Consider the following 26,129-nt stretch of genomic DNA (forward strand, 5'->3'; position numbering starts at 1 on the left):
CTGACATGGGCCGGTCAAATCTGCTGATGGATTATGAGAATCCCGTGAACTCCCGCACAAGGGGCGCGATTCAGCCAAGCGCCTCCGGCCGCTTCGGGGCTGGACACTCAGCGAGGTCCCCCACATCGGCGGAGCAAGTGCCACCCGTTTCGGTCGGGTACCGGAACCAGCCCGCGAGGACCAACGGCAGGACGAGGTAGCCGAAGCGGGTCGCCGGGATCAGGCAGATGGCCAGGCCCAGGCCCACCGCCAGCCGGTCCGCCGCCGCGCGGACGGTCCGGGGCGGTCGTATCAGCAGTGACACCGCCATCCCCACGGCCGCGGCGACGAGTCCGGCCGTCGCGAGCGCGGCACCGTGCGGGGCGTACTCGGCGAGCAGACGGCCCGGCAGCGGGCTGGTCGCCGGGGAGCGGACGCCGCCCTGACCGAGCGGGAAGAGCACCACGTGCTCGACGAAGGCGTGCCGGTCGGCGAGGGCGACCGGCACGACCGCCGAGGCCGCGACCGACAGCGCGGCCGCACCCGCCCGCAGCGCCGGGCGGCGCCCCGCCGTGACCGCGAGCAGCACCAGCCCCACCGGCAGCAACGGCCAGGCCGTCCACTTCAGCGCGGCCGCCGCCCCCATGGCCACGCCGGCCGCCGTGCCCGAACCGCCCCGGCCCGCCAGCGCCAGGCTCAGGCACATCAGCGCGACCACCGGCAGATCCACCCCGCCCACGGCCAGCGGCAGGGCCACCGCGGGGAACGCGGCCAGCGACAGCACGCCGCCTGACCGGCGTTGCCGTCGGCCGGAGCCCGCGGCGACGCCCATGCAGGCCAGGAAGGTGAGGCAGAGCCAGACCCGGGCATCGGTGAGCGGACCGTTCCCGAAGAGCGCGCGAGGAACGCCGAAGAGCGCCATGCCGGGCAGGTACGGGTTGTAGTCCACCGTGTGGACGGGATGCGGGAGGTAGGGGCTGCCGGAGTGCAGCAGCAGCGCACCCGACCGCTCGACGACCCCGACCTCCGACTGGGCCGCGCCCGAGACGACGAGCACCGCCAGCGGCACCAGGACCGCTCCCAGGAGCGCGGCCCCGGCGGCGCGGCGGGGCGAGTTCCGTACGGCGAGCACCGCGGCCGTGCCGTATCCGGCCGCCGCGCAGGCGCCCCAGACCCGGTGCGGGCCGAGCCCCGTCGTGGTCGCCAGGATCAGCGCGAAGGCCGCGCACCCGAGCCAGTACACCCACGTCCGGCGGGCGAGGACGGCACGCCGTCCGGCCGTCTGCACGGGCGGGGAGGTCTGCCCGAGGTGTCCCACCCCCGTGAGGACACCTCGGGCCGTGTGCGGGGCCGGCGTCGCCGGCCTGTCGGTGAGGGTCATGTCGTCTCTCATGGCGTCTGAGCGCGGGGACCGCACGCTGCGGTACGGCCTCCGGAACAGGGCCCGTGACCACGAGTCCAGCGGGCGGCGCGTTGTTCAGCAGCCACCGCACACCACTCTGAACAAAACGAAAGCCCCTGGTGACGGGCGTGGCGGAACCTTGCGGGGGGTCCGGACGGTTCCTTAGGGTGGCCGCGACGAACAGGCGTCCACGTCACGGGGCGTGGGCGGACACGGGGGAGACGAGCGCACATGGGCCGTCGGGAGACCCCGGTCGATCCGGCCGCGGGACCGGTGCCGAGGTTCGCGTACGAACTGCGCAAGCTCCGCCAGGAGGCCGGCGGCCCCACCTACCGCGAACTCGCCCGCCGCGCGCACTTCTCCGTGACCGCGCTCTCCCAGGCCGCGGCCGGCGAGCAACTGCCCTCGCTCCAGGTGACCCTGGCCTACGCCACGGCCTGCGGCGGCGACGCGGGGGAGTGGGAGCGGCGCTGGAAGGAGGCCGAGCGGGAGGTCCGCGAGGCGGCCGCCGGCCTCGACGACGACGTGGAGCCGCCCTACCAGGGTCTGGCCCGCTTCGAACCCGACGACCACGACCGGTACTTCGGGCGCGACCGCCTCGTCACCGCGCTGTGCCGGCTGGTCCGGGACCGGCGTTTCACCGCGGTGTTCGGCCCCTCCGGCAGCGGCAAGTCCTCCCTCCTGCGGGCCGGACTCATCCCCGCCCTGCGCGCCGAGCGCGAACTCGCCGCGATCCGCGTCCTGACCCCGGGGGCCCACCCGGCCCGCACCCACGCGGACGCGCTGCGGCCGGCGGGGGCCGCGGGCGACACCCTGGTCGTCGTCGACCAGTTCGAGGAGGTCTTCACCCTCTGCCGGGACCCGGACGAACGCCGCGCCTTCCTCGACCGCCTGCTCGCCGCACGGGAGCCCGGCAGCGGACTGCGGGTCGTCATCGCCGTACGGGCGGACTTCTACGGCCGCTGCGCCGAACACCGGGGCCTGGCGGACGTGTTGGGCGAGGCCGGGCTGCTGGTCGGCCCGATGGACCCGGCCGAGCTGCGCGAGGTCATCGTCAAGCCGGCCCAGGGCGCCGGGTACATCGTCGAACGGGCCCTCACCGCCCGCCTGGTCGACGAGATCGCCGACGAGCCCGGTGGACTGCCGCTGCTGTCGCACGTCCTGCGCGAGACCTGGCGCCGCCGTCGCGGCCGGGCGCTGACCGAGGAGGCGTACGAGGCCGCGGGCGGTGTCCGCGGGGCCATCGCCCAGAGCGCCGAGGAGGTCTGGGCGGACCTCTCCCTGCACCACGCGGAACTCGCCCGGCTCGTCCTGCTCCGGCTCATCACCCCGGGCGAGGGCTCGCAGGACACCCGCCGCCCGATCGACCGGACGGAACTCGACTTCACGGTACCGCCGGAGGACACGGAGGCGCGGCCGACCGCTGTCCGTCGGCCGCCCGGCTCGACGTCCGCAGACCCTCCCGGCGCCCCCGCCCCGCCCACCACCCCCGCCCCGTCCTCCGCTCCCGCCCCGCCCACCACCCCCGACATGGCCCTCGTCCTGGACCGCCTCGTCCGTGCCCGGCTTCTGACCCTCGATCACGGCACCGTCGACCTCGCCCACGAGGCGTTGATCACCGCCTGGCCCCGGCTGTCCGGCTGGATCGAGCAGGAGCGGGAGCAACTGCGGACGCACCGCCGGCTGACCGAGGCGGCCCGGGCCTGGGACGACCTGGGGCGGGACCCCGGCGCCCTGTACCGCGGCACCCGGCTGGCGACGGCCGAGGAACAGCTGGCCGGGGCCTCGCTGACCGCGCAGGAGCGGGCCTTCCTCACGGCGAGCAGCGCCGCACGCCGGGGTGAGCGCCGCAGGCGCCGCGGACTCGTCGGGGCCCTCGCCGCGCTGCTCGTGCTCGCGCTGGTCGCGGGGGCCGCCGCCTGGCAGCAGAACCGGACGAGCGACCGCCGCCAGGTGGAGGCCGAGGCCCGTCGGATCGCCGCCGTGGCCGACGGCATGCGGTTCTCCGACCCGCGCACCGCGATGCGGCTCAGCGTGGCCGCCGCCCGGCTCGCCGACACGACGGAGACCCGGTCGGCGCTGATCGGGGCGATGGCCCAGCGGGACGAGGACGTGTTCGCGGTGCCGGGCGCGGACGCCGGTTTCGACGGCTCCGGCAACGACGTGCACCGGCTGACGGCGGACGGCCGGTCCGTGGTGTCCGTCACCGCGGACCGGGTCCGGATCTGGGACCTGCGCACCCGGCGGCTCACCCGCTCCGCGCCCGGCCCCGGAAAACTGATGGACGGCGTCCCGGCCGCCGTCGCCCCGGACGGCCGGACCCTCGCGCTGCTGGCCGGAGACCGCGTCGAGCTGTGGGACGTGCGGACCGGACGGGTGACCAGGACACTCCCCGGCGTGGACGCCATGCAGACCCCGTTCGCCTACACCGCCCACGCTCTGGTCGCCGTCGACTGGGACGACGGCAGTGTGCACGTGTGGGACCCGGACACCGGCCGCTCCACCCTGCGGCTCCCCGAACCGGCCGGCGGCGTGAGCGGTGTCGCGGCCAGCCCGGACGGCCGGTGGCTCGCCCTGTGCACGGGCGACGGCCACGCCCCGGAGCTCTGGGATGTCACGCACCGGCGCCGGGTCTCGGCGCCGTGGGTGGCGAAGGCGCGGCCCGCCGACTGCCGTGACCAGGCGCTGGCGTTCACCCCGGACAGCCGCGCGCTCACCGTCGCCGCCGCCGACGGGATCCACGGCTGGGACCTGCGCAGCGGACGCGCGACACCGTCCTTCACGGCCGACGGACTGACCCAGGTGTGGCCCGGCGGGGACGGCACCTTCCTGGTGGCCACCGGACCCCACCGGCTCGTCGTGCTGCGGGCCGCCCATCCCCAGGTGCCCGTGCTGAGCCGGCGGATCGACGCGGACGAGTGGGACGACATCGCCTTCGACCGGACCACGGGAGCCGTGCGGTATCTCAACGGCTCCGCGACCGTCGTACGCTCACTGGCCCTCGGCACCGCTCCGGCCGCGCCCTGGCAGGGGTCCACGGCGTACCGGGCGGAACTCTCCGACGACGGCCGGGTCCTGGCCCGTTCCGTGGAGACGGGCGGCCAGCGGCGGGTGCGGGTGCTGGACACCCGGGACGGGCCCGCGGGGCGCGTGGTCTTCGAGCCGCCCGCCACGCCGTGCCCCGGCACCGAGTCCTGCGCCGACCTCACGGCGCTCAGCGGCGACGGCAGATACCTGGCGACCGGGCTCAACCCCTACGCGCAGGGGCAGGAGCCGCCGCGCGACCGGACCAGGATCACGGTGTGGGACCTCGCGCACCACCGGGTCCGCACCACCGTGGTGATCGGCGCCGCCCCGGGCGGTTCGCTCGCGGTGGACGGTCTCGCCCTCGACACCCACGGCCGCACCCTGCTGGTGTACCGCTCCGCGGCACGGCCTGCCGTCGAGGTGTGGGACGTGCGCCGGCACCAGCGGGTGAGGACCGTGCGCAGCGTCCGGGAGGCGGACTCCGTCACCGCCGGTTCGGAGGGCGTGCGCCTGGCCCTGCGGCCCGACGGGGCCGCCCTGGTGACCCAGGAGGGCCTGGTCGCCGACCTGCGCGCCGACCGCATGGAGCCGCGGGTGCTGGGCGAGGACTTGATCAGCGCCGCGGCCTACGCCCCGGGCGGCTCGCGGCTGGCCGTGGGTGACGTGCTGGGCCGGGTCACGCTCTGGGACGGTGCCGCGCGGGCCCGACTCGGTGTGCTGGACGGCACCACGTCCGACCCGACGACGGATGCCGGCGGCGGCGTGACCGCGCTCGCCTTCTCTCCCGACGGAGGGACGCTGGCCGTCGCCGGAGCAGGCGGCACCCTGCACCTGTGGGACCTGGCGTCCCAGACGCTCCTGGGGACGGCACTGCCCACCCCGGGCGACGACATCCGCGCCCTGGCCTTCGCCCCGGACGGCAGGCTCCACGCCTCCGGCGCCCACGTCCCCGTACTGCGCTACGACCTGAGCCCGGACCGGCTGATCGGCGAGGTCTGCCGACGCGCCGGTTCGGGACTGTCCGAGGCGGCCTGGAAGACCTACCTCCCGGACCTGCCGTACCGGCGCACCTGCTGACGTACGGACGCGAGCGCTGAGGGCGGCTCAGGCGTTCTTGATCGCCGAGATGTCGAAGTGCAGCTTGATCTTGTCCGAGACCAGGACGCCGCCCGTCTCCAGGGCCGCGTTCCAGGTCAGGCCCCACTCGGAGCGCTTGATCTCGGCCTTGCCCTCGAAGCCCACGCGCTCGTTGCCGAAGGGGTCCTTGGCGGCGCCGTTGAACTCGAGGTCGATGGTGAGCGGCTTGGTGGTGCCGAGGATCGTCAGGTCGCCGGTGATGCGGTAGTCCTCGTCGCCCAGCGCCTCCGCCTTGGTGGAACGGAAGGTCATCGTCGGGAACTCGTCGGTCTTGAAGAAGTCCGCGCTCTTGAGGTGCCCGTCACGGTCCTCGGAACCGGTGTCGATGCTGTCCATCTTGACGTCGATGGAGGCCGTCGACGCGGACGGGTTGCCGCCGTCCAGGTGCAGCGAGCCGCTGAACTCGTCGAACTTGCCCTTGACGTTGGTGACCATGGCGTGGCGGACGGTGAAGCCGATCGTGGAGTGCGAGGCGTCGATCGTGTAGTCGCCGGTCAGCGCGGTCAGGTCGGTGTTCGTCATGACGAGGCTCCTTTGCTGAGGATGTTGAACGTTGAACCACTCAACGGAAACGACCGTAGACCTATTCCTTGAAGCTTGCAACGTCATCCGCGAAGTGTTGGCGCGATCGCCTCAGGTGGTACATGCCCCCGTATGAATCCGCAGCGCAGAGCACCTGTGCGTCCCACCCGCAGAGCGGTCTTACTCGCGGCGGCGCTCCTGGCCACCACCGCCCCGCCCGCCCGCGCCGCCGCAGCCGACGACCCCTACGACACCCTCCGCCGCCGCTGGCTCGACATCGCCCTCGGCACCGGCTACGACCCCGCGGCCGAGCCCTACGCCACGCGCCTCGCCGAGACCGGCGAGCTCGCCCGCGGCTTCCGCGCCGCCATGGTCCCGACCTCCGCCTCCCTGTGGCCCGGCGTCCCCTTCGACCCCCCGGCCGGCATCACCCTGAGCTACGGCCGCCTGTGGACCATGACCCAGGCCTACGTCCAGCAGGGCACCGGCTCGACCGGCGACGAGGGCCTCCTCGCGGCGGTCCTGCGCGGCCTCGACCACCTCTCCGCCACCGTCTACAACCCCTCCACCACCCGCTACGGCAACTGGTGGGAATGGCAGATCGGCAGCCCCCGGCTCCTCATGGACATCACGGCCGCACTGTACGACCGCCTCACGGACGCCCGCCGGGAAGCCGCGTGCGCCGCCGTGGACCACTTCGTCCCGGACACGCTGCTCACCGACTACTCCGGCACCTCCACCGGCGCCAACCGCGTCGACCTGTGCCGCTCGGTGGCCCTGCGCGGCATCCTCGGCCGGGCCCCCGACCGGATCGCCCTGGCCCGCGACGCCCTCTCGCCGGTCTTCCCGTACGTCACGAAGGGCGACGGCCTCTACGCCGACGGGTCCTTCGTCCAGCACACCCGGGTCGCCTACTCCGGCACCTACGGCCAGGTCCTGCTCGACGGCCTGGGCCGCCTCCTCACCCTCCTCGCCGGCTCCGCGTGGGAGGTGACCGACCCGAACCTGCGGACCGTCCTCGGCAGCGTCGAGCACGCCTTCGCCCCGCTGATCCACGACGGGCTGGTGATGGACAGCGTCAACGGCCGTGCCATCAGCCGCGGCTACCTGAAAACCGACGACCGGCACGTCCTGCGCAGCGACCACTTCCACGGCCACGGCCTCGTCGCCGCCGTCGCGCTGCTCGCGGGCGGGGCGGGCCCGGCGGCACGGGAGCGCTGGTACGGCCTGGTGAAGGGCTGGACCGAACGGGACACCGTCACGCCGGTCCTGACCTCCCCCCAGTTCGGCGTCGCCGACCTCGCCCGGCTGCACGCGGTGGCCGCCTCACCGGTCCCGGCCGCCCCCGCACCCGTCGGCCACCGTCTCTTCGCCGCCATGGACCGGGCCGTCCACCGCCGCCCCGGTTTCGTCGTCAATATCGCCATGGCGAGCGACCGCATCGCCGCCTACGAGTGCGGCAACGGCGAGAACCCGCGCGGCTGGCACACCGGCGCCGGAATGCTCTCCTGGTGGGCCGGGAAGCGCAGCGACCAGTACACGGACTGGTACTGGCCCACCGTCGACTGGTACCGCCTCCCCGGCACCACCGTCTCCACCCGACGCCTCCCCGACCGCGCGGGCGGCGAATGGGGCGAGCCCGGGCCGGACGTCCGCTGGGTCGGTGGCACCACCGACGGCGAGTACGCGGCGATCGGCCAGCACCTGAAGGGGCTCGAGTCGACGCTCCAGGCCCGCAAGTCGTGGTTCTGCCTCGCGGACGCCGTGATCTGCCTCGGCGCCGGGATCACCTGCACGGACGGCGTCCCGGTCGAGACCGTCGTCGACAACCGCAACCTCGGCGAGGGCGGCGAGCAGGCCTTCGTACGGGGGCCGGGCTGGGCGCATCTGGAGGGACACGGCGGTTGGCTCGTCCCCGACGCGGTGCACACCCTGCGCGAGGACCGCACCGGCGCCTGGTCCGACATCAACACCGGCAGTACGGCCGAACGGCGCACCCGGCGCTGGCAGACCCTCTGGCTCGACCACGGCACCGACCCCGTGGACGCCACGTACGCCTACGTCCTGCTGCCCGGAGCCGCCCGCCGAACCGTCGCCGCCCGGGCCGCGGACCGCCACTGGCTGTCGGTCCTCGCCAACGACGGCACCTGCCAGGCGGTCCACGTCGACCGCCTCGGCCTGACCGCCGCGAACTTCTGGCGGCCCGGCACGGCCGGACCGCTCACCGCCTCGGCACCGGCGAGCGTGCTGGTCCGCCGCACGGGCCGTACGGCTACCCTCTGCATGGCCGAACCCACCCGAACGGGTGAACCCCTCGAGATCGTCTGGAACCGGCCGGTGCGCTCGGTGATCCGCGCCGACGACACGGTCGAGGTGCTCGCCGCGGGCCGTCTGCTCCGGCTGCGCGTCACTCCGGGGGAGGTATGCGCCACCCATGTGTGTGAGGTGGCTCTCACGCACTGACTTTGTGCGACCCCTACAAGTGAAAGGCCCCCTGAACAGTCAGAAGGCCTGCATGGCTCCAGGGTTCTGTTCAGTGGCACCAGGAAAACGGGCCGGAGACTGTACGGAGTCGACGGCTCGCTTTCCGCGCGGGTCTTCGTAAGGTCGCTACATGACCGTTTTGGATGAGGCGCCGAGTGAGTCGACGGGCGAGCCGACGGACGCGCGCGGGCGAGTGGCGGAGCTGCACGAGATCCGTGCGACGGCCCTGGCCGGCCCCAGCGAGAAGGCGACCGAGGCGCAGCACGCCAAGGGCAAGCTGACCGCACGGGAGCGCATCGAACTGCTCCTCGACCCGGGTTCCTTCCAGGAGGTCGAGCAGCTGCGCAGGCACCGGGCGACCGGGTTCGGCCTGGAGGCCAAGAAGCCGTACACCGACGGTGTCATCACCGGCTGGGGCACGGTCGAGGGCCGTACGGTCTTCGTCTACGCCCATGACTTCCGCATCTTCGGCGGCGCGCTGGGCGAGGCCCACGCCACCAAGATCCACAAGATCATGGACATGGCCATCGCGGCCGGTGCCCCGCTGGTCTCCCTGAACGACGGCGCGGGCGCCCGGATCCAGGAGGGCGTCTCGGCGCTCGCCGGCTACGGCGGCATCTTCCAGCGCAACACCAAGGCCTCGGGTGTCATCCCGCAGATCTCGGTGATGCTGGGCCCGTGCGCGGGCGGCGCGGCCTACAGCCCCGCCCTCACCGACTTCGTGTTCATGGTCCGCGAGACCTCGCAGATGTTCATCACCGGACCGGACGTCGTCAAGGCGGTCACCGGTGAGGAGATCACCCAGAACGGCCTGGGCGGCGCGGACGTGCACGCCGAGACCTCCGGGGTCTGCCACTTCGCCTACGACGACGAGGAGACCTGCCTCGCCGAGGTCCGCTACCTGCTGGCGATGCTCCCGCAGAACAACCGGGAGAACCCGCCGCGGGCGGAGTCCGGCGACGCGGCCGACCGGCGCGGCGAGGTCCTGCTGGACCTGGTGCCGGCGGACGGCAACCGGCCCTACGACATGACCAAGGTCATCGAGGAGATCGTCGACGACGGCGACTACCTCGAGGTCCACGAGCGCTGGGCCCGCAACATCATCTGCGCGCTGGCCCGCCTGGACGGCCAGGTCGTCGGCATCGTCGCCAACCAGCCCTCCACGCTCGCCGGTGTCCTGGACATCGAGGCCTCCGAGAAGGCCGCGCGCTTCGTCCAGATGTGCGACGCCTTCAACATCCCGATCGTCACCTTCCTGGACGTTCCCGGTTTCCTCCCGGGCGTCGACCAGGAGCACGGCGGCATCATCCGGCACGGCGCCAAGCTGCTCTACGCCTACTGCAACGCCACCGTGCCGCGGATCTCGCTGATCCTGCGCAAGGCCTACGGCGGCGCCTACATCGTCATGGACAGCCAGTCCATCGGTGCGGACCTCACCTACGCCTGGCCCACCAACGAGATCGCCGTGATGGGCGCCGAAGGCGCAGCGAACGTCATCTTCCGCCGCCAGATCGCGGAGGCGGAGGACTCCGAGGCGATGCGGGCCCGCATGGTCAAGGAGTACAAGTCCGAGCTCATGCACCCGTACTACGCGGCCGAGCGCGGCCTGGTCGACGACGTCATCGACCCCGCCGAGACCCGCGAGGTCCTGATCAAGTCCCTCGCCATGCTCCAGTCCAAGCACGCCGACCTGCCCTCCCGCAAGCACGGCAATCCCCCGCAGTAACCCGGCGGACCCTCCGCGTCACCCTCGCGGAAACCTCTCTCACGGAGACTGTGACCTATGAGCACCCCTGACATCCGCGTCGAGAAGGGCCATGCCGAGCCCGAGGAAGTCGCCGCCATCACGGCGATCCTCCTGGCCCGCGCAGCAGCCCGGCCCTCCGAGACCCCGTCCCACCCCGGCCGCCCCAAGGCCCGCTGGCGCCGCCTGGAGCGCGAGGGCGGCTTCAGGGCCCCCCACAGCTGGCACTAGCCCGTACGACGCTGTAGGGCCCCTCTCATCAAGAGAGGGGCCCTACAGCGTTTTTGTCTTTAGGGGCGCGGGGAACTGCGCGACAAGCCACAGGCTGCCCGCAGACGGCGTAACACCGTCCGAGGCAGCCCCGTAGCCGCAAGAACCTACCGAAGCCGAGCCATCAACGCATGCTCGACCAACGTGATCAGCGCAGACTTCGCATCCGCCCGATGCCGCGCATCCGTCGTGATGATCGGCGTGTCCGGCCCGATCTGAAGGGCTTCCCGGACCTCGTCCGGGTTGTACGGCTGGTTCCCGTCGAACCCGTTCAGGGCGATCACAAAGGGAAGCCCGGAGTTCTCGAAGTAGTCGACCGCGGGGAAGCAGTCGGCGAGGCGACGGGTGTCCACGAGCACGATCGCCCCGATCGCGCCGCGGACCAGGTCGTCCCACATGAACCAGAAGCGGTCCTGACCGGGCGTACCGAAGAGGTACAGGATCAGGTCCTGGTCCAGGGTGATGCGGCCGAAGTCCATGGCGACCGTGGTGGTCGTCTTGTCCCCGGTGTGGGTCAGGTCGTCGATGCCGGCCGACGCGGACGTCATCACGGCCTCTGTGCGCAGCGGGTTGATCTCCGAAACGGCCCCGACGAACGTGGTCTTGCCCACGCCGAAGCCACCCGCCACCACGATCTTCGCCGAGGTGGTGGAGCGGGAAGGACCGCCGCTAGAGCTTGCGAAGTCCACTGAGCACCCTTTCGAGCAGTGTCACGTCTGGCTGGCCGCCGGCGTTCTCGTCGCCGCCGGGCTGATGGATGGCGACCAGGCCCGCCTCCGCCAAGTCGGCGACGAGGATCCTGGCCACGCCGAGAGGGATCGTCAGGAGCGCGGAGATTTCCGCAACCGACTTGATCTCCCGGCAGAGGTTGCAGATCCGCTGATGCTCGGGCAACTGGCCCTGCATCTGGTGCGGCTGCGCGGTGGTGTGCACCAGCGCCTCGATGGCGAGCTGGTAGCGCGGGCGAGTCCGGCCGCCGGTCATGGCGTACGGACGCACCAGGGGGTTGTTCGACGCCCCAGCGGGCGCCGGCTCAGAGCGTCGCTGCGGCTGCACGGGCTGGATGCGCGGGGCAGGCGGCTGGTCGTACGGCGAAGGACCGGGGCCCTGGGGCGCGTACGGCTGCTGCCGATGGCTGGGTGCGGAGGGGAAGTTGTAACGGTTCGGGTTCTGGCCGTCGTTCGGACCCTGGCCGGGCCCGTAGGACCAATTGCCAGATGAACCGCCTGGGGGTGTTGCCACTTTCTCTCCTCCTCCGACTGCGCCGCGCACCCATCACTGTGGAGCCGCGTCCCGAAACCTTACGGCCCCGGGACGTCAAAACGCACCGTCTGTCTGTCAGTTGAGCAGGCTGCCCTGGAGCTCCGCACGCAGATCGGGCGTCAGGACCGAACCGGCGCGGTCCACCAGAAGAGCCATCTCGTAGCCGATGAGGCCGATGTCCGCCTCCGGATGTGCGAGAACCGCGAGGGACGAACCGTCGGACACGGACATGATGAACAGGAATCCCCGTTCCATCTCCACAACCGTCTGGTTCACCGCGCCACCCTCGAAGATGCGCGAGGCACCCGCGGTCAGCGAGGTCAGACCGGAAGCGACGGCCGCAAGCTGATCGGCTCGGTCGCGCGGAAAGCCTTCGGACATCGCCAGAAGGAGTCCGTCGGCGGAGACCACCACCGTGTGGGACACCCCCGGGGTGTTGTCCACGAAGTTGGTGATCAACCAGTTCAGGTTCTGCGCCGCCTGGCTCATCGGGCTCACACTAACGCTCCTGGTTGTAGGTGCTGTCAGAACCGAAGCCCTGACCGTTCGTTTCACTGCCTGCGTTGCGGCCCCGCTGGACCCCCCGACGCAGGTTGCTCAGCCTGCCCCGGACGTCCTCCGGGGCGCGGGAGACCGATGGGCCTCCCTGCGGAGTGGACTCGGCGGCTCCCTCGACCAGGTTGGCCTTGGGTACCCGCCGCGGCAGACCGGAGGAGGTGACCCCGCCCGCCTTGGGCTTCCGGAGCTGGGAGGCCTGCTGCCACCGCGCGTCGTTGGCCGAGCGCCAGATGTCGCCGCCGCCGTTGCTCTCCGGCGCGGAGGCCGGCGACTCCTGGTTCGCGTGCCGCGTACCGTTCGAGCCGTTCGCGCCGCTCCCGGTGGAGCCACGGCGGGGGAGCCCGGCGTCGGTCAACTCGTGACCCACGTTGGCGGGGGCCGGCCCCGGACGGTCGAAGCCTACGCGGTCCCGCTCACTCACGTCAGCGGCCTGCACGGATTCCGTTTCCGGAGCGTACTGGTCCGCGTAACCGCCCCGGTAACCGTCCGGCTGCGGCCAGTCATCCTGGTGGCGGCGCTCCTCGAAGCCCGAGAAGGTCTCCGGCGCGGCCGCGTGCACCGCGGCGGGCTCCTCCTGGGCCTGCTCCGCATACGCGGGGTCGGGGTAGCCGCCGTTGGTGGAGAACAGGTCGTTCTGCGGCAGGCCGCCGTTCTGCGCGTAGTACGGCTCGTCGTACGCCGGGCGCCCCGGCTCCTCGTACGACGGCTGCGGCTGCTGCTCGTACGGAGCCTGCTGAGCCTCCTCGTACGACGTCTGCTGGTCGTACCCGGCGGGCTGCTGCTCGGGGAAGCCGTTGCGGTTGCCGTCGTAGCCGTTCTGCCCGCCGCCCTGCGGGGCGTTCTGGGGACCGTCGAACGCCTCGGTGTACGACTGCTCCGGGGCCTGGAGGGCCGGCGGCTGGTCGTGGCTCTGGGCCTCCAGGGCCGCGCGGCGCTCCTCACGCATCAGGGAGCGGCCGACCGGGTCCAGCTCGCGTATGTCGTCCGGGACCTCGGAGTAGCGGCTGTCGTCGAAGCCGAGCTCCGCGGCCGTACGCATGGGCAGACCGTTGTTGAAGTCCTCGCCCTGGTACTGCTGCTCCGGCATGATCTGCGAGACGGTGAACTCGTCGCTGGCCGGCTGGTGCTCGCCGCCACCGCCGTGGGTGATCGCGTCGGGCAGCATGACCAGCGAGGTGGTGCCGGCCTGCTCGCCCGAGGGGCGCAGCTGGACGCGGATGCCGTGCCGGTCGGACAGCCGGCCGACCACGAACAGACCCATGCGCTGGGAGATCGCGGCGTCCACGGTCGGCGGGTTGGCCAGCTTGTGGTTGATGTCCGCGAAGTCCTCGGCGGTGAGGCCGATGCCCTTGTCGTGGATCTCGATCATGATGCGGCCGTCGGGCAGCCGGGTCGCGGTGACGCGGACCTTGGTCTGCGGCGAGGAGAACGTGGTCGCGTTCTCCAGCAGCTCGGCGAGCAGGTGCACGAGGTCGGTGACCGCGCGGCCGTGGATCTCGGCCTCCGGGACGCCGGACAGCTCGATGCGCTCGTACTGCTCCACCTCGGAGGAGGCGGCGCGCAGCACGTCGACCAGCGGGACCGGCTGGTCCCAGCGGCGGCCGGGCTCCTCGCCGGCGAGAACGAGGAGGTTCTCGCCGTTGCGGCGCATACGGGTCGCGAGGTGGTCCAGGCGGAAGAGGTTCTCCAGCTGGTCCGGGTCGGCCTCGTTGTTCTCCAGGTCGGTGATCAGGGTCAGCTGGCCCTCGATCAGGGACTGGTTGCGGCGCGAGAGGTTGGTGAAGATCGCGTTGATGTTGCCCCGCAGCAGGGCCTGCTCGGAGGCGAGCCGCACCGCCTCGCGGTGGACCTGGTCGAAGGCGCGGGCGACCTCGCCGATCTCGTCCTTGGTGTTGATCGGGATCGGCGCGACCCGGGTGTCGACCCGGCCGGGGTCGGTGCGGGAGAGCTGGTCGACCAGCATCGGCAGGCGCTGCTCGGCGATGCCGAAGGCCGCGTTGCGCAGCTGGCGCATCGAGCGGGACATCTGGCGGGCCACGGCACCGGCCAGGATGAACGCGAGGAGCAGGGCGACCACGACGGCGGCACCCACGATGAAGGCGTCCCGCTTGGCGTCGTCGGCGATGCCCGCGGCCTCGTTCACCGCGGTGTCGGCCAGGTCGGTCTCGATCTGGCGGTACGCGTTGTACTTGAGGGTGTTGACCGCCCACCAGTTCTCGGCGGTGATGCCGTCCTTGGCGAGCGACTCACGGGCGCTCTGGTCCATCGACGGCAGCTGGGCGAGGCTGGAGACCATGACCACCGGGTTGGACGGCGGCGGCACGTAGTTCGGGTTCTTGGCGGCGGCCTCCTTGGCCAGCGCCGCACCCTCCGTCTGGATCTGCTTCTTGGCCGTGTCGAGCTTCGCCGCGTCGGCCGCGGTGCCACCGCCGACGTACTCCTCGACGGCGATGCCCTCGAGGTACGCGTACGAGGACAGGGCGACCTTCTGGCTGGCGAAGCTGCTCAGCCCGGGGCCCGGCTTGATCAGCAGGTGCATGCCGATGGAGCGCTGCAGCGACAGGGCCGCCTTGGTGAGCTCGATGGCGTAGACCGTACGGCCGTAGCTGGTGATGTTTCCGGTGCCCAGACCGAGCTCGTTGGCGAACTCGGTCAGCGGGTGCGCGACCTGGGTGTAGCCCTCCTCGGTCTTCACCCCGGTGAACTTGGAGGAGGTGTAGGCGCCGGCGCGCAGCGTCTGGAGGCTGCCCTCGCCGTCCCGGAACAGCTTCAGGCGGCGTTCGAGGCCCGCCTTCTTCGGCATCTTCTCGGCGGCCTCGTTGAAGACCTCGGCGGCCTGGTCGGTCTTCTTGCGGGCGGCCACGACCGTGGGGTTGTCCTGGCCCTGGCCGCTCAGCAGCGGGGCCGCGGTGCTGTCGCGCTCCTGGTAGAGGGCGTCGGCGTAGCTGAGGGAGGCCCGCACCAGACGCGCGGTGTTCTCCGCGTCCTCGGCCTCCCGCCAGGTGTCGATCGAGCTCTTGACCTGGAAGCCGCCCATGACGAGGCCGACGATCACGGGTATGAGCAGGATCGCGTTCAGCCGGGTCGGCACCCGCCAGTTGCGCGGGGAGAAACGGCCGCCGCTCGACGGCGGCGCGGCCGTCGGTTCCGGACCGGACACAGGGGCGGGCGCCGCTCCGCGCGGCGGCGGGGTGAAGTTGCCCCGGGCCGACGGCTCGGGACCGTTCTTGCTTCGCCTCACTCGACCAACAACCTCTCGGAGGGGTCGGCACCTACGTTGTGCCGCAGTCTCTCAGAGCCCAGTGCGTCATCGACTAGTGAGTACGTCTTTGACTATTGGGCAGTTCAGGCATTCCAGCACGACGTCCTGCGCACCTCCAAACATTGGTACGCGGGGATTACGCGTGATGTAAGCCCCAGATAAAACGGTCATAAAGAGCGAGCCCCGTCAAAAGACGGGGCTGTTGTGAGCGCAGCGAGACCGGTTGGCAACCACGCGTGGCCATACCACCCGATTCCTCTGCCGAAACGTTATGAACACCGGGGCCGACCGTGTCCAAGGACACAGCCGGCTCCGGTACATCTACGACAACTGCCGTATGACGCTGTTGATTTGGGTGCTGATCGACACACCCTGAGGGCGTTACCGCAGCCGGGCCATCAGGGCGTGCTCGACCAGTGTGATCAGGGCACTCTTGGCGTCCGACCGGTGCCGGGCGTCGGTCGTGATGATCGGGGCGTCCGGCCCGATCTGCAGGGCCTCGCGCACCTCCTCGGGAGCGTACGGCTGGTGTCCGTCGAACCCGTTCAGGGCCACGACGAACGGCAGTCCGCTGTTCTCGAAGTAGTCGACGGCCGGGAAGCAGTCGGCGAGCCGGCGGGTGTCGACCAGCACCACCGCGCCGATCGCGCCGCGGACCAGGTCGTCCCACATGAACCAGAAGCGGTCCTGACCGGGCGTACCGAAGAGGTACAGGATCAGGTCCTGGTCCAGGGTGATGCGGCCGAAGTCCATGGCGACCGTGGTGGTCGTCTTGTCCCCGGTGTGGGTCAGGTCGTCGATGCCGGCCGACGCGGACGTCATCACGGCCTCGGTACGCAGCGGGTTGATCTCGGAGACTGCTCCCACGAACGTGGTCTTGCCGACGCCGAAGCCTCCCGCCACCACGATCTTCGCGGAGGTGGTGGCACGCCCCGCGTCAGAGCTTGCGAAGTCCACTGAGCACCCTTTCGAGCAGCGTCACATCGGGCGCGCCGCCGTTGTTCTCGTCGCCGCCCGGCTGGTGGATGGCCACCAGGCCGGCCTCGGCGAGGTCCGCGACGAGGATCCGAGCCACGCCGAGCGGCATGGCGAGCAGCGCCGAGACCTCGGCGACCGACTTCACCTCGCGGCACAGATGGCAGATGCGCTGGTGCTCGGGGAGCAGCCCCATGAGCGCCGCCGGGTCGGCCGTGGTGCTGATCAGGGCCTCTATGGCGAGCTGGTAGCGCGGCCGGGTCCGGCCGCCGGTCATCGCGTACGGACGTACCAGCGGCTGGTCGCCCTCATCCTCGTACGGCTCCGCGTACGGATCATGAGAGGCGGTGGGCGGGGTCATGAATCCTCCGGGCGGGACAGCAAGTCGGTCTGGCAAGCCGTCTGGTGAGGCCGGTGGGGGGATTGTGGCGGCCGGACGGTGGTTTGGTGAGACGGGTGGATCCGGGGCGGGTCAGTGGAGCAGACTGCCTTGCAGCTCGGCTCGCAGGTCGGGCGTGAGCACGGCGCCCGCGCGGTCGACCAGCAGTGCCATCTCGTACCCGACCAGGCCGATGTCGCATTCCGGGTGGGCCAGGACGGCGAGCGAGGAACCGTCCGAGACGGACATGAGGAACAGGAATCCCCGCTCCATCTCCACCACGGTCTGGGCCACGCTGCCGCCCTCGAAGATCCGCGAGGCGCCCGCGGTCAGCGAGGTGAGTCCGGACGCGACGGCCGCCAGCTGGTCGGCACGGTCGCGCGGGAAGCCCTCGGACATCGCCAGCAGGAGACCGTCGGCGGACACGACGACGGTGTGGGACACCCCGGGGGTGTTGTCCACGAAGTTGGTGATCAACCAGTTGAGGTTCTGTGCCGCCTGGCTCATCGGGCTCAACTAACGCTCCTGCTGGTGAGTGGGGTTCGGGAAACTGCCCGTCTGGCCGTTGCCGCCGACCTGACGACCTTGTGCGATACCCCGACGGAGATTGGTCAGCCGACCGCGTACGTCGTCAGGCGCACGCGAGACCTGCGGACCGGTTTGGTGCTGTTGCTGCTGTGCGGTTCCCGGGACGAGGTTCGCCCTGGGAACCCGGCGCGGGAGACCGGAGGTGGTGACACCGCCCGCCGCCGGCTGCCGCACGCGCTCCGCCTGCCGGACGAGATCGTCGTTCGGGGAGGAACGCCAGGCCGAGGAGGCCGTGGGCCGCTGCGGGGCCGCAGCGGAACTCTGGGGGGCGGGCGCCTGCTGCGGCGGCCGCGGGGCCGCGGCGGAGGAGCCGTTGCCGTTGGCCGGCTGTCCCTGACCGCCCTGACCGCCGTGGAACCAGTTGGTCTCCAGCGTGTCGTACAGCGGAGTACGGCCGTCACCGGGGCCCGAGGCCGGGGGCAGCGCCTCCGGCTCCTGGCGGACCGGCCGCTGCTGCGGACGCGGCGGCATGGGCGGCCGCGGGGCACCGAAGTCGGAACCGCCCGCCTGGGGGCGCTCGAACTGGCCGGTGTGCGCGGGGTCCTGTCGGCCCGGCAGGGAGTGCTGCCCGGTCGAGCTGCCGTCGAAGCCCGGCACGCCGAACTGGCCCGTGGAACCGCTGTCGTACGCCTGCGGACCCGGGAACTGCCCCGAGCCGCCGTTCTGCCCGGCCGGAGTGCCGTAGATGTCCGAGCGGACGAAGGAACCCGTGTTCTGCTGGGAGTTGGCGTCCGGACGGGGGAACTCGCCGGTGTCCTGGGAGCCGTTGGCGCCGGGCCGCGGGAACTGGCCCGTGCCCTGCGCACCGTTGGCACCGGGCCGCGGGAGGTCGTTCCGGGGAGCGATCGCACCGGGCCGCGGGAACTGGCCGGTGTTCTGCGGGGCGCCGAAGTCCGGGCGGGGGAACTCCGAGGTGGCCGCGGGGCTCTGGTGCTCCTCGATCCGCGGCATGCGGGAGGTGGCCGCCGGGTCCTGCTCGTCGTGGCCGCGCGGAACGTCGAGGGAGGCGCGCGGCACCGGCGGCTGCGCGTTCTCGTCGCTCCAACTGGGCGTGCGGGGCTGGTCGTTGCCGCCCGGCAGCTCGGCCCGCGGACCACCGCGACCCGGCAGCTGCGGCCGACGGCGCCGGGAGCCCTGCTCGGGAGCCTGGCCGCCCTTCGGGGCCTGCGCCTGCGGCGGGACCGGGGTGCGGGAGCCGAAGGCGTCCTGGCCGGCGCCGAAGGAGTTCTGTCCGCCGAACGAGTCCTGGCCGCCGAAGGCGTCCTGGCCGCCGAAGGCGTCCTGAGCGCTGAAGGCGTCCTGGCCCGGCCCACCGGTACCCGCGGCCTGGAGGCCCTGCGGGGCGCCCGGCGCCTGGCCGCCGAACCCGGCACCCGCCGGAGCGGGCCGGCCCTGCGGGGGGACACCCGGGCCCTGCGGTCCGCCCGGCGCACCGGGGCGACCGCCCTGGCCGCTGCCGGGCAGCGCGGCCCGCGGTCCCTGACCGGCGTTCAGCCGGCCGCCCGCGGGGGCACCGGCGCCGAGGGCACCGCCGCCCGCGCCACCGCCCTGACCGTTGCCGCCACGGCGGGCCGACGCCACACCGGCGGCGGCCTGAGCCGCGGCGGGAGCGCCGGGGCCGGCCTGGCCGGGCTTGGGCTGCGGCTTCTTGCCGCCCTGGGCGACATCGACGGGCAGCATGACCAGCGCGGTCGTACCACCGGAGTCGGACGGCCGGAGCTGGATGCGGATGCCGTGGCGCTGCGACAGCCGGCCGACCACGAACAGACCCATGCGGCGGGAGACCGAGACGTCCACGGTGGGCGGCGAGGCGAGCCGCTCGTTGATCGCCGCGAGGTCCTCGGGGGAGAGGCCGATACCGGTGTCGTGGATCTCGATCAGGACGCGGCCGTCAGGCAGCGCGTGACCGGTGACCTTGACCTTGGTCTGCGGCGAGGAGAACGAGGTGGCGTTCTCGAGCAGCTCGGCGAGCAGGTGCACGAGGTCGTTGACCACGCGGCCGGCCACTTCGGTGGTCGGCACGGCGGCCAGCTCGATGCGCTCGTACTGCTCCACCTCGGAGGCGGCGGCACGGAGCACGTCGACCAGCGGGACCGGACGGGTCCAGCGACGGCCCGGCTCCTCACCGGCGAGGACGAGGAGGTTCTCACCGTTACGGCGCATACGCGTCGCGAGGTGGTCGAGCTTGAACAGCGAGGACAGCTGGTCCGGGTCGGCCTCGCGGGACTCCAGTTCGGAGATGAGCGAGAGCTGACGCTGGATGAGGCCCTGCGAGCGGCGCGAGAGGTTGGTGAACATCGCGTTGACGTTGCCCCGCAGAAGGGCCTGCTCGGCGGCGAGGCGGACGGCCTCGCGGTGCACGTCGTCGAAGGCCGCGGCCACCCGGCCGATCTCGTCCCGGGAGTGCACACCGACCGACTCGACGGAGGTGTCGACGTCCTGCGGGTCGGACTCGGAGAGCTGCTTGACCAGCTCGGGCAGCCGGTCCTGGGCGACCTTGGTGGCGGTCTCCTGGAGCCGGCGCAGCGAGCGGATCATCGACCGGGCGACGACGAAGGCGCCGACCAGGGAGACACCGAGCACGATCAGGATCAGGGCACCGGCGATGATCGCGTCGCGCTCGGTGGCGCTGCGCAGCTCGCGGGCCTTCTGCTCCATGTCCTCGAGCAGGGTGTGCTCGATGCGGCCCATCTCCTGGATCTTGGTCGAGCTGTCGTCGACCCAGTCCTTGTACGAGCGCCGGTCCAGGTCGGCCAGGCCCTCCGGCCGGCCGAAGGCGCGGTCGGCGTACTGGTCGGCGGCCTCGATGGTGGAGTTGCCGCTCTCGATGGGCTTCAGGAGGGCCTCGGCGTCGTCGTCGCCGTAGATGCTCCGGAAGGTGCTGAGATCGGACTCCTCGCTGTCGAGGGCGCCCTGGGCGTACAGCCGGTCGTTCTCGGAGAGGTTGCCCAGGGTCTTGGTGTTGTCCGGCAGGGCCGCAGCGAGGACCGCGCGCTGGATGGACGCGTACTCCTTGGCGGAGGAGAAGGCCGCCAGGGCACGCGTGCGCTGGATCATGTCCGGGTTGCTGGTGGCCTCGGCCATGTCCTGGGAGAGGTCCAGCAGGTGGGTGATCAGCCGGTGGTAGGACTCCACCGTCTGGGTCGCGTTGCCCTTGGTGTCGTAGGCGTCGGTGCGGATCTTGTTCAGCGTGTCCAGGTCGCGGACCAGGCCGACGAGGCTGTCGCGGACGCCCTGGAGATTGCCGTCCTTGCTGGAGGTGTCGATGTCCTCGGCGGCGTTGACGAAGTTGGTCGCGGCCCGGTCCGTCTTGTCCCGGTAGCCCTTGACCGTGATGTTGCTCGCCGCGGAGTCGTGCGCCAGCGGGCCCGCCGACTGGTCGCGCTCGTCCTGGAGCGCGGCCGCCAGCTCGGTGGCCTGCTTGGTCATCTCCGTCAGCAGCTTCATGTTGTCGAGCTGCTGGATGTCGTCCATGGAGTCGTTGATGCGGAGCGCGCCCAGCGAGGTGGCCGCCACCACGGGGAGCGCGAGCAGCGACACCAGGCGGGTGGAGATCCGCCAGTTGCGCAGGGCTATTCGCGATCCGGGGCCGGTCGGGCCCTTCGGGGGCTTCACCGGTGGTGTCGCCGGAGCCGCCGGGCCCGAGGACGCCGACGAGCCGAGACGGCCGGGGCCGCCGGAACCGCCGTCAGCCGACGGAGCCGGGCCCGGGTTCTGGGCGTGCTGGGGGGAGGAACTGCCGACATTGGGGCCAGTCCCGCCGTGCCGCTCCGGCTCGGCCGAAGCGCTGCCATCCCTCTTGAAACGTCCCTGCACTAGCGTCGCAACCTCTGGACCAGGCACCTCTCCGCAGAACGGAGAAGCACGGTGTCGGCGTTGTGGGGAGCGCCCTGAATGCGCACCCCGGTGGATCATGAGTGACCCGGCGCTGCTCCCCCTGTCTCACCGCCGCTCGGCGCTTCCCTGCGCCCCCTGTGCGCCGGCTCGATCCCGCAGCGGTCCGTGGAATTCCAGCACAGTGCAGGATCTCCAACAAGGTCCATGGGTCAGACCGTGACCTAGGTGACACCTAGTGAAGACGGAGTCACCCGGCGTGGAAACCGTTCTGGTGGAAAACGGGCATCTCTCCGCGAGTCCCGCACAGGTCGACGGTGTCCCAGTCGCCATGATCAGGAGCGGAATGAGGGCTTCAGGGGGGCAATGTCCGTTTCGTTGGGGTGGGTCGAGGCTCGTAATTGTCCGGTTTGCCCGCAGGTCAGTGAGCAAACTCACATGGCGATCATTGAGTCTTCGCGACGGCGGAGGGGAATGGCGCGCATAGCCTGACGCTTTACAAGAGTGACGCTTCTGTCGAACCCACCACATCCGAGGTCGAGTACAACCGTGAAGACGACGATGATGTTCCGCAACATTGCCAACCCGCGGCGCACGACGCTGGTGCACGTCAAGGACGCCGGCGAACTGCACACCCCGGAGCAGCCGGAGCACACCCTCGATCTCCCGGCCCAGACCGCCAACCCGCGGCGGACGGTCCTGATGGAGATCCCGGTCTCCGCAGCCGCAGAGTAGTCGACGAGGCCCACGGGCCACGGAAGGGGCTCCCCGGAAGACCGGGGGGCCTTCTTTATGTCAGGACCCGGCCAGGATCTTCCGCGCCGCGCGAAGCTTCTTCTCGTGCAGTTCGCCCAGTCTCCGCAGCGCCCCGGCGTCGGCCTTGATCATGTCCTTCTGGATCGAGGACTCCGCGGCGAACCAGACATCCGCAAGTCCGGTCCTCTCCTTGCAGGAGACGTCGGCCCCGGCCGTGTTCTTCTCGGCGGCCGACACCGTGCCCCGAAGGAATTCGGGCGCCGCCATCGCCTCCATGGGGGAGGCGTAGTCGTATCCCTGCTGCTTCATGCAGGAAGACCATTTCCCGAAGGCCGCCCGGACTTCCGGGGCCTTCTGGGAATTCTCGTAGCTCGCCGTCGATATCCGGCTCGCCACCTCGGCTCCGGCCTCGTCCTCGTAGGGTTTCCGGAATCCCAGCACCGCCGCGCCGAGGCAGCCTGAGTCCGGCACCTTCTTTCCCCGGTAGCGCAGTTCCGGGTTCTTCGAGGCGGCCGCCGGCGCGGACCTGTTTCCGTAGAGGACCTTGATCTGGTCCTCCGTGAGCTTCACCTTCGGCGTATCCGGCTGCGGCGGCATCCGGTATCCGTACCGCTCGGCGCTCGCCCTGTCCGTCAACCCGTACCGGCGGTCCTGCGCCCCGGCCGGGGCCGGATTCTTCGCGGGCCTGTAAGAGAGGCCGAAGTCCTTCATGCAGTCACGGGCCAGGACCTGCTCGGCCGCCCGGATCACCTCGTAGTCGGCGTCGCTGTAGCTGTACTCGGCGAGAGGGAGCCGGAAGGTGTAGCTCGCGCGTGCAGGGGACGATGGGCTCGGGATGCTCTCCGGTGCGGAGGGGGAGTCGCTGGACATACGTGAGGCCGACGGCTCGTGCGAGGCGCAGCCGACCAATAGCGCGAGGGACAGGACGGGAATCGCCAGGCGCCTCATGAGCGGGCGGGTCAATTCCACTTGTAGCAGTTGGTGCCGTTCCGGTTGAAATCGAAAGAGGCGTTCTCGTTGTACGTCCTGGCGAGCTTGGTGGCATCCGCCAGAGGGGCGAACGTGTCGCAGGCGCCGCTGTAATTGCTGTTGAAGAACACCGTGGCGACGTGGTCGACACTCGCGTTCCAGAACGACGCCGCGTTGTTCTTCACGGCCTGTCCCTTGCCGCTCCCGGAGGACAGGTACGTGTAACCCGCAAGATTGGGGACGCCGTCGTCCGTGAAAGCGGTGCGCGACCCCGAGAGGCCGCTGTTGTAATAGAAGACGGCGCAGTCGTTCGCCCAGGTGGGACAGGTCTCCCTGGCCTCCGCGTGCGCCATCGGGGCCACACCCAGAACCGCCACGGCCGCAGCGGGAACCGCCATGGCGAGAGAGAGCACCTTACGCTTCGACTTCATGGAATCCCCTCTTGTGTGAATGCGCTGAGCGGCATTCGCGGAGATCACCCTAAAGAGGGTGAAGCGATCACGACAAGCGGTTTCTGGCCAGGGGATGGCCGGGGAGTGCCGGGTGCTCGCGGCCCGTCCACCCGCCCCGCCGCCCGACGGCCAAGAGCCCGGACCGGTTAGCCTGGAGCCGTCCAGAGTCGGCCGTCGCACCCGCCGGCCGGCCCACGTACGCACAGTTCTCAGTGAGGGGCGCCCAGATCCCGTGCGCATCGCCAGATTCTCCATCGACGGGAATGTCGCTTTCGGCGCGGTCGAGGGCGACAAGCCGGACGAACTCGTCCTCGACATCATCAAGGGCATCCCGTTCGCGGACTTCCAGCTCTCCGGTACGAAGGTCCCGCTGAGCAAGGTGCGGCTGCTGCCCCCGGTGCTCCCCAACAAGGTCGTGGCGTACGGCCGTAACTACGCCGACCACGCGAAGGAACTGGGCAACGAGGTGCCGGACGTCCCGTTCGCCTTCTTCAAGCCGTCCACCTCGGTGATCGGCCCCGGCGACGAGATCCAGTACCCCTCCTTCTCCGCGGACGTCCACCACGAGGCCGAACTGGCCGTCGTCATCGGCCGCATGTGCCGCGAGGTCCCGCGCGAGCGTGTCAAGGACGTGATCTTCGGTTACACCTGCGCCAACGACATCACCGCGCGCGACGTCCAGAAGCGCGAGAAGCAGTGGGCGCGGGCCAAGGGCTTCGACACCTCGTGCCCGCTCGGCCCCTGGGTGGAGACCGACCTGGACCTGGGGACGGCCGCCGACCTGACGATCCAGCTCACCGTCAACGGCGAGCAGCGCCAACTCGGCCGCACCAGCGAGATGATCCACCCGATCGAGGATCTGATCGTCAACATCTCCGAGGCCATGACGCTGCTCCCCGGCGACGTGATCCTCACGGGCACCCCGGCAGGCGTCGGGCCGCTCACCGTCGGCGACGAGGTCGCCGTCACCATCGAAGGCATCGGCACTCTCACCAACAAGGTTGTCAAGCGTGGCTAGCGCACCCGTCCGCGTACGTTTCTGCCCCTCGCCCACCGGTAACCCCCATGTGGGCCTGGTCCGCACCGCCCTGTTCAACTGGGCCTTCGCCCGGCACCACCAGGGCACGCTCGTCTTCCGCATCGAGGACACCGACGCGGCCCGCGACTCCGAGGAGTCCTACAACCAGCTGCTCGACTCCATGCGCTGGCTGGGCTTCGACTGGGATGAGGGCCCCGAGATCGGCGGCCCGCACGCGCCGTACCGCCAGTCGCAGCGGATGGACCTCTACAAGGACGTCGCCGCCAAGCTCCTGGACGCCGGCCACGCCTACCACTGCTACTGCTCCCAGGAGGAGCTGGACACCCGCCGCGAGGCCGCCCGCGCCGCCGGCAAGCCGTCCGGCTACGACGGCCACTGCCGCGACCTGAGCGCCGAGCAGGTCTCCGAGTACGTCGCCCAGGGTCGCACCCCGATCGTCCGCTTCCGCATGCCCGACGAGACGATCACCTTCACGGACCTGGTCCGCGGCGAGCTGACCTTCACCCCGGAGAACGTCCCGGACTACGGCATCGTGCGCGCCAACGGCGCCCCGCTGTACACGCTGGTCAACCCGGTCGACGACGCCCTGATGGAGATCACCCACGTCCTGCGCGGCGAGGACCTGCTCTCCTCCACCCCCCGCCAGATCGCCCTCTACAAGGCGCTGATCGAGCTGGGCGTGGCCAAGGGCGTCCCGCAGTTCGGCCACCTGCCGTACGTCATGGGCGAGGGCAACAAGAAGCTCTCCAAGCGCGACCCGCAGGCGTCCCTCAACCTCTACCGGGAGCGCGGCTTCCTGCCCGAGGGCCTGCTCAACTACCTGTCCCTGCTGGGCTGGTCGCTCTCCGCGGACCAGGACATCTTCAGCACCGACGAGCTGATCGCGGCCTTCGACATCGCGGACGTCAACCCCAACCCGGCGCGCTTCGACCTGAAGAAGTGCGAGGCGATCAACGCCGACCACATCCGGATGCTCGACGTGAAGGACTTCACCGAGCGTTGCGCGCCCTGGCTGAAGGCCCCCTTCGCGCCCTGGGCGCCGGAGGACTTCGACGAGACGAAGTGGCAGGCGATCGCCCCGCACGCCCAGACCCGCCTCAAGGTCCTCTCGGAGATTACCGACAACGTCGACTTCCTCTTCCTCCCGGAGCCGGTCTTCGACGAGCCGTCCTGGACGAAGGCGATGAAGGAGGGCTCGGACGCCCTGCTGCGCACGGCCCGCGAGAAGCTGGAGTCGGCCGACTGGAGCTCGCCGGAGTCCCTCAAGGAGGCCGTCCTGGCCGCCGGCGAGACCCACGGCCTCAAGCTCGGCAAGGCCCAGGCCCCGGTCCGCGTGGCGGTCACCGGCCGCACGGTCGGCCTGCCCCTCTTCGAGTCCCTCGAAGTCCTGGGCAAGGACACCACGCTGGCCCGGATCGACGCGGCCCTGGAGAAGCTGGCGGCGTAGGGCGCACCCGCACGAAGGGGCGGTACCCGGAACTCCGGGTAC

At 71.2% G+C, this 26,129-nt stretch carries 19 protein-coding genes; 7 read left to right on the top strand and 12 right to left on the bottom strand.

The features are described from left to right. Positions 1–70: 70 nt before the first annotated feature. Positions 71–1,360 carry a glycosyltransferase 87 family protein gene (locus H295_RS43620; RefSeq protein WP_020138696.1) on the bottom strand — a complete coding sequence of 430 codons (1,290 nt, stop codon included), beginning with the start codon at positions 1,358–1,360 and terminating at the stop codon, positions 71–73. A 252-nt stretch (positions 1,361–1,612) separates the two neighbouring features. On the opposite strand from H295_RS43620, the gene H295_RS0128100 reads away from it, so the two are divergent. Beyond that, positions 1,613–5,485, top strand: coding sequence for a hypothetical protein (locus tag H295_RS0128100; RefSeq protein ID WP_020138697.1), 3,873 nt, complete (start codon positions 1,613–1,615; stop codon positions 5,483–5,485). 27 nt (positions 5,486–5,512) lie between these two features. On the opposite strand, the gene H295_RS0128105 is transcribed toward H295_RS0128100, so the two are convergent. Then, positions 5,513–6,067 carry a YceI family protein gene (locus H295_RS0128105; RefSeq protein WP_020138698.1) on the bottom strand — a complete coding sequence of 185 codons (555 nt, stop codon included), beginning with the start codon at positions 6,065–6,067 and terminating at the stop codon, positions 5,513–5,515. A gap of 132 nt (positions 6,068–6,199) precedes the next feature. Between H295_RS0128105 and H295_RS0128110 the strand changes: the two genes are divergently transcribed. The 3 genes from H295_RS0128110 (at position 6,200) to H295_RS0128120 (ending at position 10,526) form a co-directional block, all read left to right on the top strand. Further along, positions 6,200–8,530 (top strand): polysaccharide lyase 8 family protein, encoded by a 2,331-nt coding sequence (locus H295_RS0128110; protein WP_043218081.1) that lies wholly within the window; start codon positions 6,200–6,202, stop codon positions 8,528–8,530. A 151-nt stretch (positions 8,531–8,681) separates the two neighbouring features. Continuing rightward, the gene (locus H295_RS0128115; protein ID WP_043218082.1) at positions 8,682–10,277 is read left to right on the top strand and encodes an acyl-CoA carboxylase subunit beta; all 1,596 of its coding nucleotides are present in this window, start codon (positions 8,682–8,684) and stop codon (positions 10,275–10,277) included. 57 nt (positions 10,278–10,334) lie between these two features. After that, entirely contained in the window at positions 10,335–10,526 is a 192-nt protein-coding gene (locus tag H295_RS0128120) for an acyl-CoA carboxylase subunit epsilon (protein ID WP_020138701.1), read from the top strand. A 146-nt stretch (positions 10,527–10,672) separates the two neighbouring features. Here H295_RS0128120 and H295_RS0128125 read toward each other — a convergent pair whose 3' ends face one another. The 8 genes from H295_RS0128125 to H295_RS0128160 all read right to left on the bottom strand — a co-directional run bounded on the left by H295_RS0128125 (position 10,673) and on the right by H295_RS0128160 (position 21,406). Further along, positions 10,673–11,254 (bottom strand): GTP-binding protein, encoded by a 582-nt coding sequence (locus H295_RS0128125; RefSeq protein WP_026248371.1) that lies wholly within the window; start codon positions 11,252–11,254, stop codon positions 10,673–10,675. Further along, positions 11,235–11,807 carry a DUF742 domain-containing protein gene (locus tag H295_RS0128130; protein ID WP_028809822.1) on the bottom strand — a complete coding sequence of 191 codons (573 nt, stop codon included), beginning with the start codon at positions 11,805–11,807 and terminating at the stop codon, positions 11,235–11,237. The genes H295_RS0128125 and H295_RS0128130 overlap by 20 nt, the downstream gene beginning before the upstream one ends. 96 nt (positions 11,808–11,903) lie before the next feature. Next, positions 11,904–12,317, bottom strand: coding sequence for a roadblock/LC7 domain-containing protein (locus tag H295_RS0128135; protein ID WP_007384910.1), 414 nt, complete (start codon positions 12,315–12,317; stop codon positions 11,904–11,906). A gap of 10 nt (positions 12,318–12,327) precedes the next feature. After that, the gene (locus H295_RS0128140; protein ID WP_028809823.1) at positions 12,328–15,627 is read right to left on the bottom strand and encodes a nitrate- and nitrite sensing domain-containing protein; all 3,300 of its coding nucleotides are present in this window, start codon (positions 15,625–15,627) and stop codon (positions 12,328–12,330) included. A 402-nt stretch (positions 15,628–16,029) separates the two neighbouring features. Then, positions 16,030–16,605 carry a GTP-binding protein gene (locus tag H295_RS0128145; protein ID WP_007384912.1) on the bottom strand — a complete coding sequence of 192 codons (576 nt, stop codon included), beginning with the start codon at positions 16,603–16,605 and terminating at the stop codon, positions 16,030–16,032. Beyond that, positions 16,586–16,984 carry a DUF742 domain-containing protein gene (locus H295_RS0128150; protein ID WP_003973454.1) on the bottom strand — a complete coding sequence of 133 codons (399 nt, stop codon included), beginning with the start codon at positions 16,982–16,984 and terminating at the stop codon, positions 16,586–16,588. Before H295_RS0128150 ends, H295_RS0128145 begins: the two co-directional genes overlap by 20 nt. A gap of 111 nt (positions 16,985–17,095) precedes the next feature. Continuing rightward, on the bottom strand, positions 17,096–17,509 hold the full coding sequence (locus H295_RS0128155; protein WP_003993189.1) for a roadblock/LC7 domain-containing protein: 414 nt from the start codon (positions 17,507–17,509) through the stop codon (positions 17,096–17,098). A 9-nt stretch (positions 17,510–17,518) separates the two neighbouring features. Continuing rightward, a complete protein-coding gene (locus H295_RS0128160; RefSeq protein ID WP_028809824.1) occupies positions 17,519–21,406 on the bottom strand; it encodes a nitrate- and nitrite sensing domain-containing protein in 3,888 nt (1,295 codons plus the stop codon). Positions 21,407–21,973: 567 nt separating this feature from the next. Here H295_RS0128160 and H295_RS0128165 point away from each other — a divergent pair. Beyond that, positions 21,974–22,159, top strand: a complete 186-nt coding sequence (locus H295_RS0128165; protein ID WP_020138705.1) for a hypothetical protein — start codon at positions 21,974–21,976, stop codon at positions 22,157–22,159. 60 nt (positions 22,160–22,219) lie between these two features. On the opposite strand, the gene H295_RS0128170 is transcribed toward H295_RS0128165, so the two are convergent. Both H295_RS0128170 and H295_RS0128175 read right to left on the bottom strand, forming a co-directional pair. Next, positions 22,220–23,050: a hypothetical protein gene (locus tag H295_RS0128170; protein ID WP_020138706.1), complete on the bottom strand. Its 831-nt coding sequence runs from the start codon at positions 23,048–23,050 to the stop codon at positions 22,220–22,222. 89 nt (positions 23,051–23,139) lie between these two features. After that, positions 23,140–23,580 carry a peptidase inhibitor family I36 protein gene (locus H295_RS0128175; RefSeq protein ID WP_020138707.1) on the bottom strand — a complete coding sequence of 147 codons (441 nt, stop codon included), beginning with the start codon at positions 23,578–23,580 and terminating at the stop codon, positions 23,140–23,142. 253 nt (positions 23,581–23,833) lie between these two features. On the opposite strand from H295_RS0128175, the gene H295_RS0128180 reads away from it, so the two are divergent. Then, on the top strand, positions 23,834–24,619 hold the full coding sequence (locus H295_RS0128180; protein ID WP_020138708.1) for a fumarylacetoacetate hydrolase family protein: 786 nt from the start codon (positions 23,834–23,836) through the stop codon (positions 24,617–24,619). Next, positions 24,603–26,087: a glutamate--tRNA ligase gene (gene gltX / locus H295_RS0128185; protein WP_078616765.1), complete on the top strand. Its 1,485-nt coding sequence runs from the start codon at positions 24,603–24,605 to the stop codon at positions 26,085–26,087. The genes H295_RS0128180 and gltX overlap by 17 nt, the downstream gene beginning before the upstream one ends. Positions 26,088–26,129 lie beyond the last annotated feature (42 nt).

The organism is Streptomyces sp. 351MFTsu5.1 (assembly GCF_000383655.1).
GTDB classification, from domain to species: domain Bacteria; phylum Actinomycetota; class Actinomycetes; order Streptomycetales; family Streptomycetaceae; genus Streptomyces; species Streptomyces griseorubiginosus.

What these genes read in the sequence shown, in the direction of transcription:
- H295_RS43620 (WP_020138696.1), bottom strand. Translation starts at nt 1,360, where the DNA reads ATGACCCTCACCGACAGGCCGGCGACGCCGGCCCCGCACACGGCCCGA.
- H295_RS0128100 (WP_020138697.1), top strand. Translation starts at nt 1,613, where the DNA reads ATGGGCCGTCGGGAGACCCCGGTCGATCCGGCCGCGGGACCGGTGCCG.
- H295_RS0128105 (WP_020138698.1), bottom strand. Translation starts at nt 6,067, where the DNA reads ATGACGAACACCGACCTGACCGCGCTGACCGGCGACTACACGATCGAC.
- H295_RS0128110 (WP_043218081.1), top strand. Translation starts at nt 6,200, where the DNA reads ATGAATCCGCAGCGCAGAGCACCTGTGCGTCCCACCCGCAGAGCGGTC.
- H295_RS0128115 (WP_043218082.1), top strand. Translation starts at nt 8,682, where the DNA reads ATGACCGTTTTGGATGAGGCGCCGAGTGAGTCGACGGGCGAGCCGACG.
- H295_RS0128120 (WP_020138701.1), top strand. Translation starts at nt 10,335, where the DNA reads ATGAGCACCCCTGACATCCGCGTCGAGAAGGGCCATGCCGAGCCCGAG.
- H295_RS0128135 (WP_007384910.1), bottom strand. Translation starts at nt 12,317, where the DNA reads ATGAGCCAGGCGGCGCAGAACCTGAACTGGTTGATCACCAACTTCGTG.
- H295_RS0128150 (WP_003973454.1), bottom strand. Translation starts at nt 16,984, where the DNA reads ATGACCCCGCCCACCGCCTCTCATGATCCGTACGCGGAGCCGTACGAG.
- H295_RS0128155 (WP_003993189.1), bottom strand. Translation starts at nt 17,509, where the DNA reads ATGAGCCAGGCGGCACAGAACCTCAACTGGTTGATCACCAACTTCGTG.
- H295_RS0128170 (WP_020138706.1), bottom strand. Translation starts at nt 23,050, where the DNA reads ATGTCCAGCGACTCCCCCTCCGCACCGGAGAGCATCCCGAGCCCATCG.
- H295_RS0128175 (WP_020138707.1), bottom strand. Translation starts at nt 23,580, where the DNA reads ATGAAGTCGAAGCGTAAGGTGCTCTCTCTCGCCATGGCGGTTCCCGCT.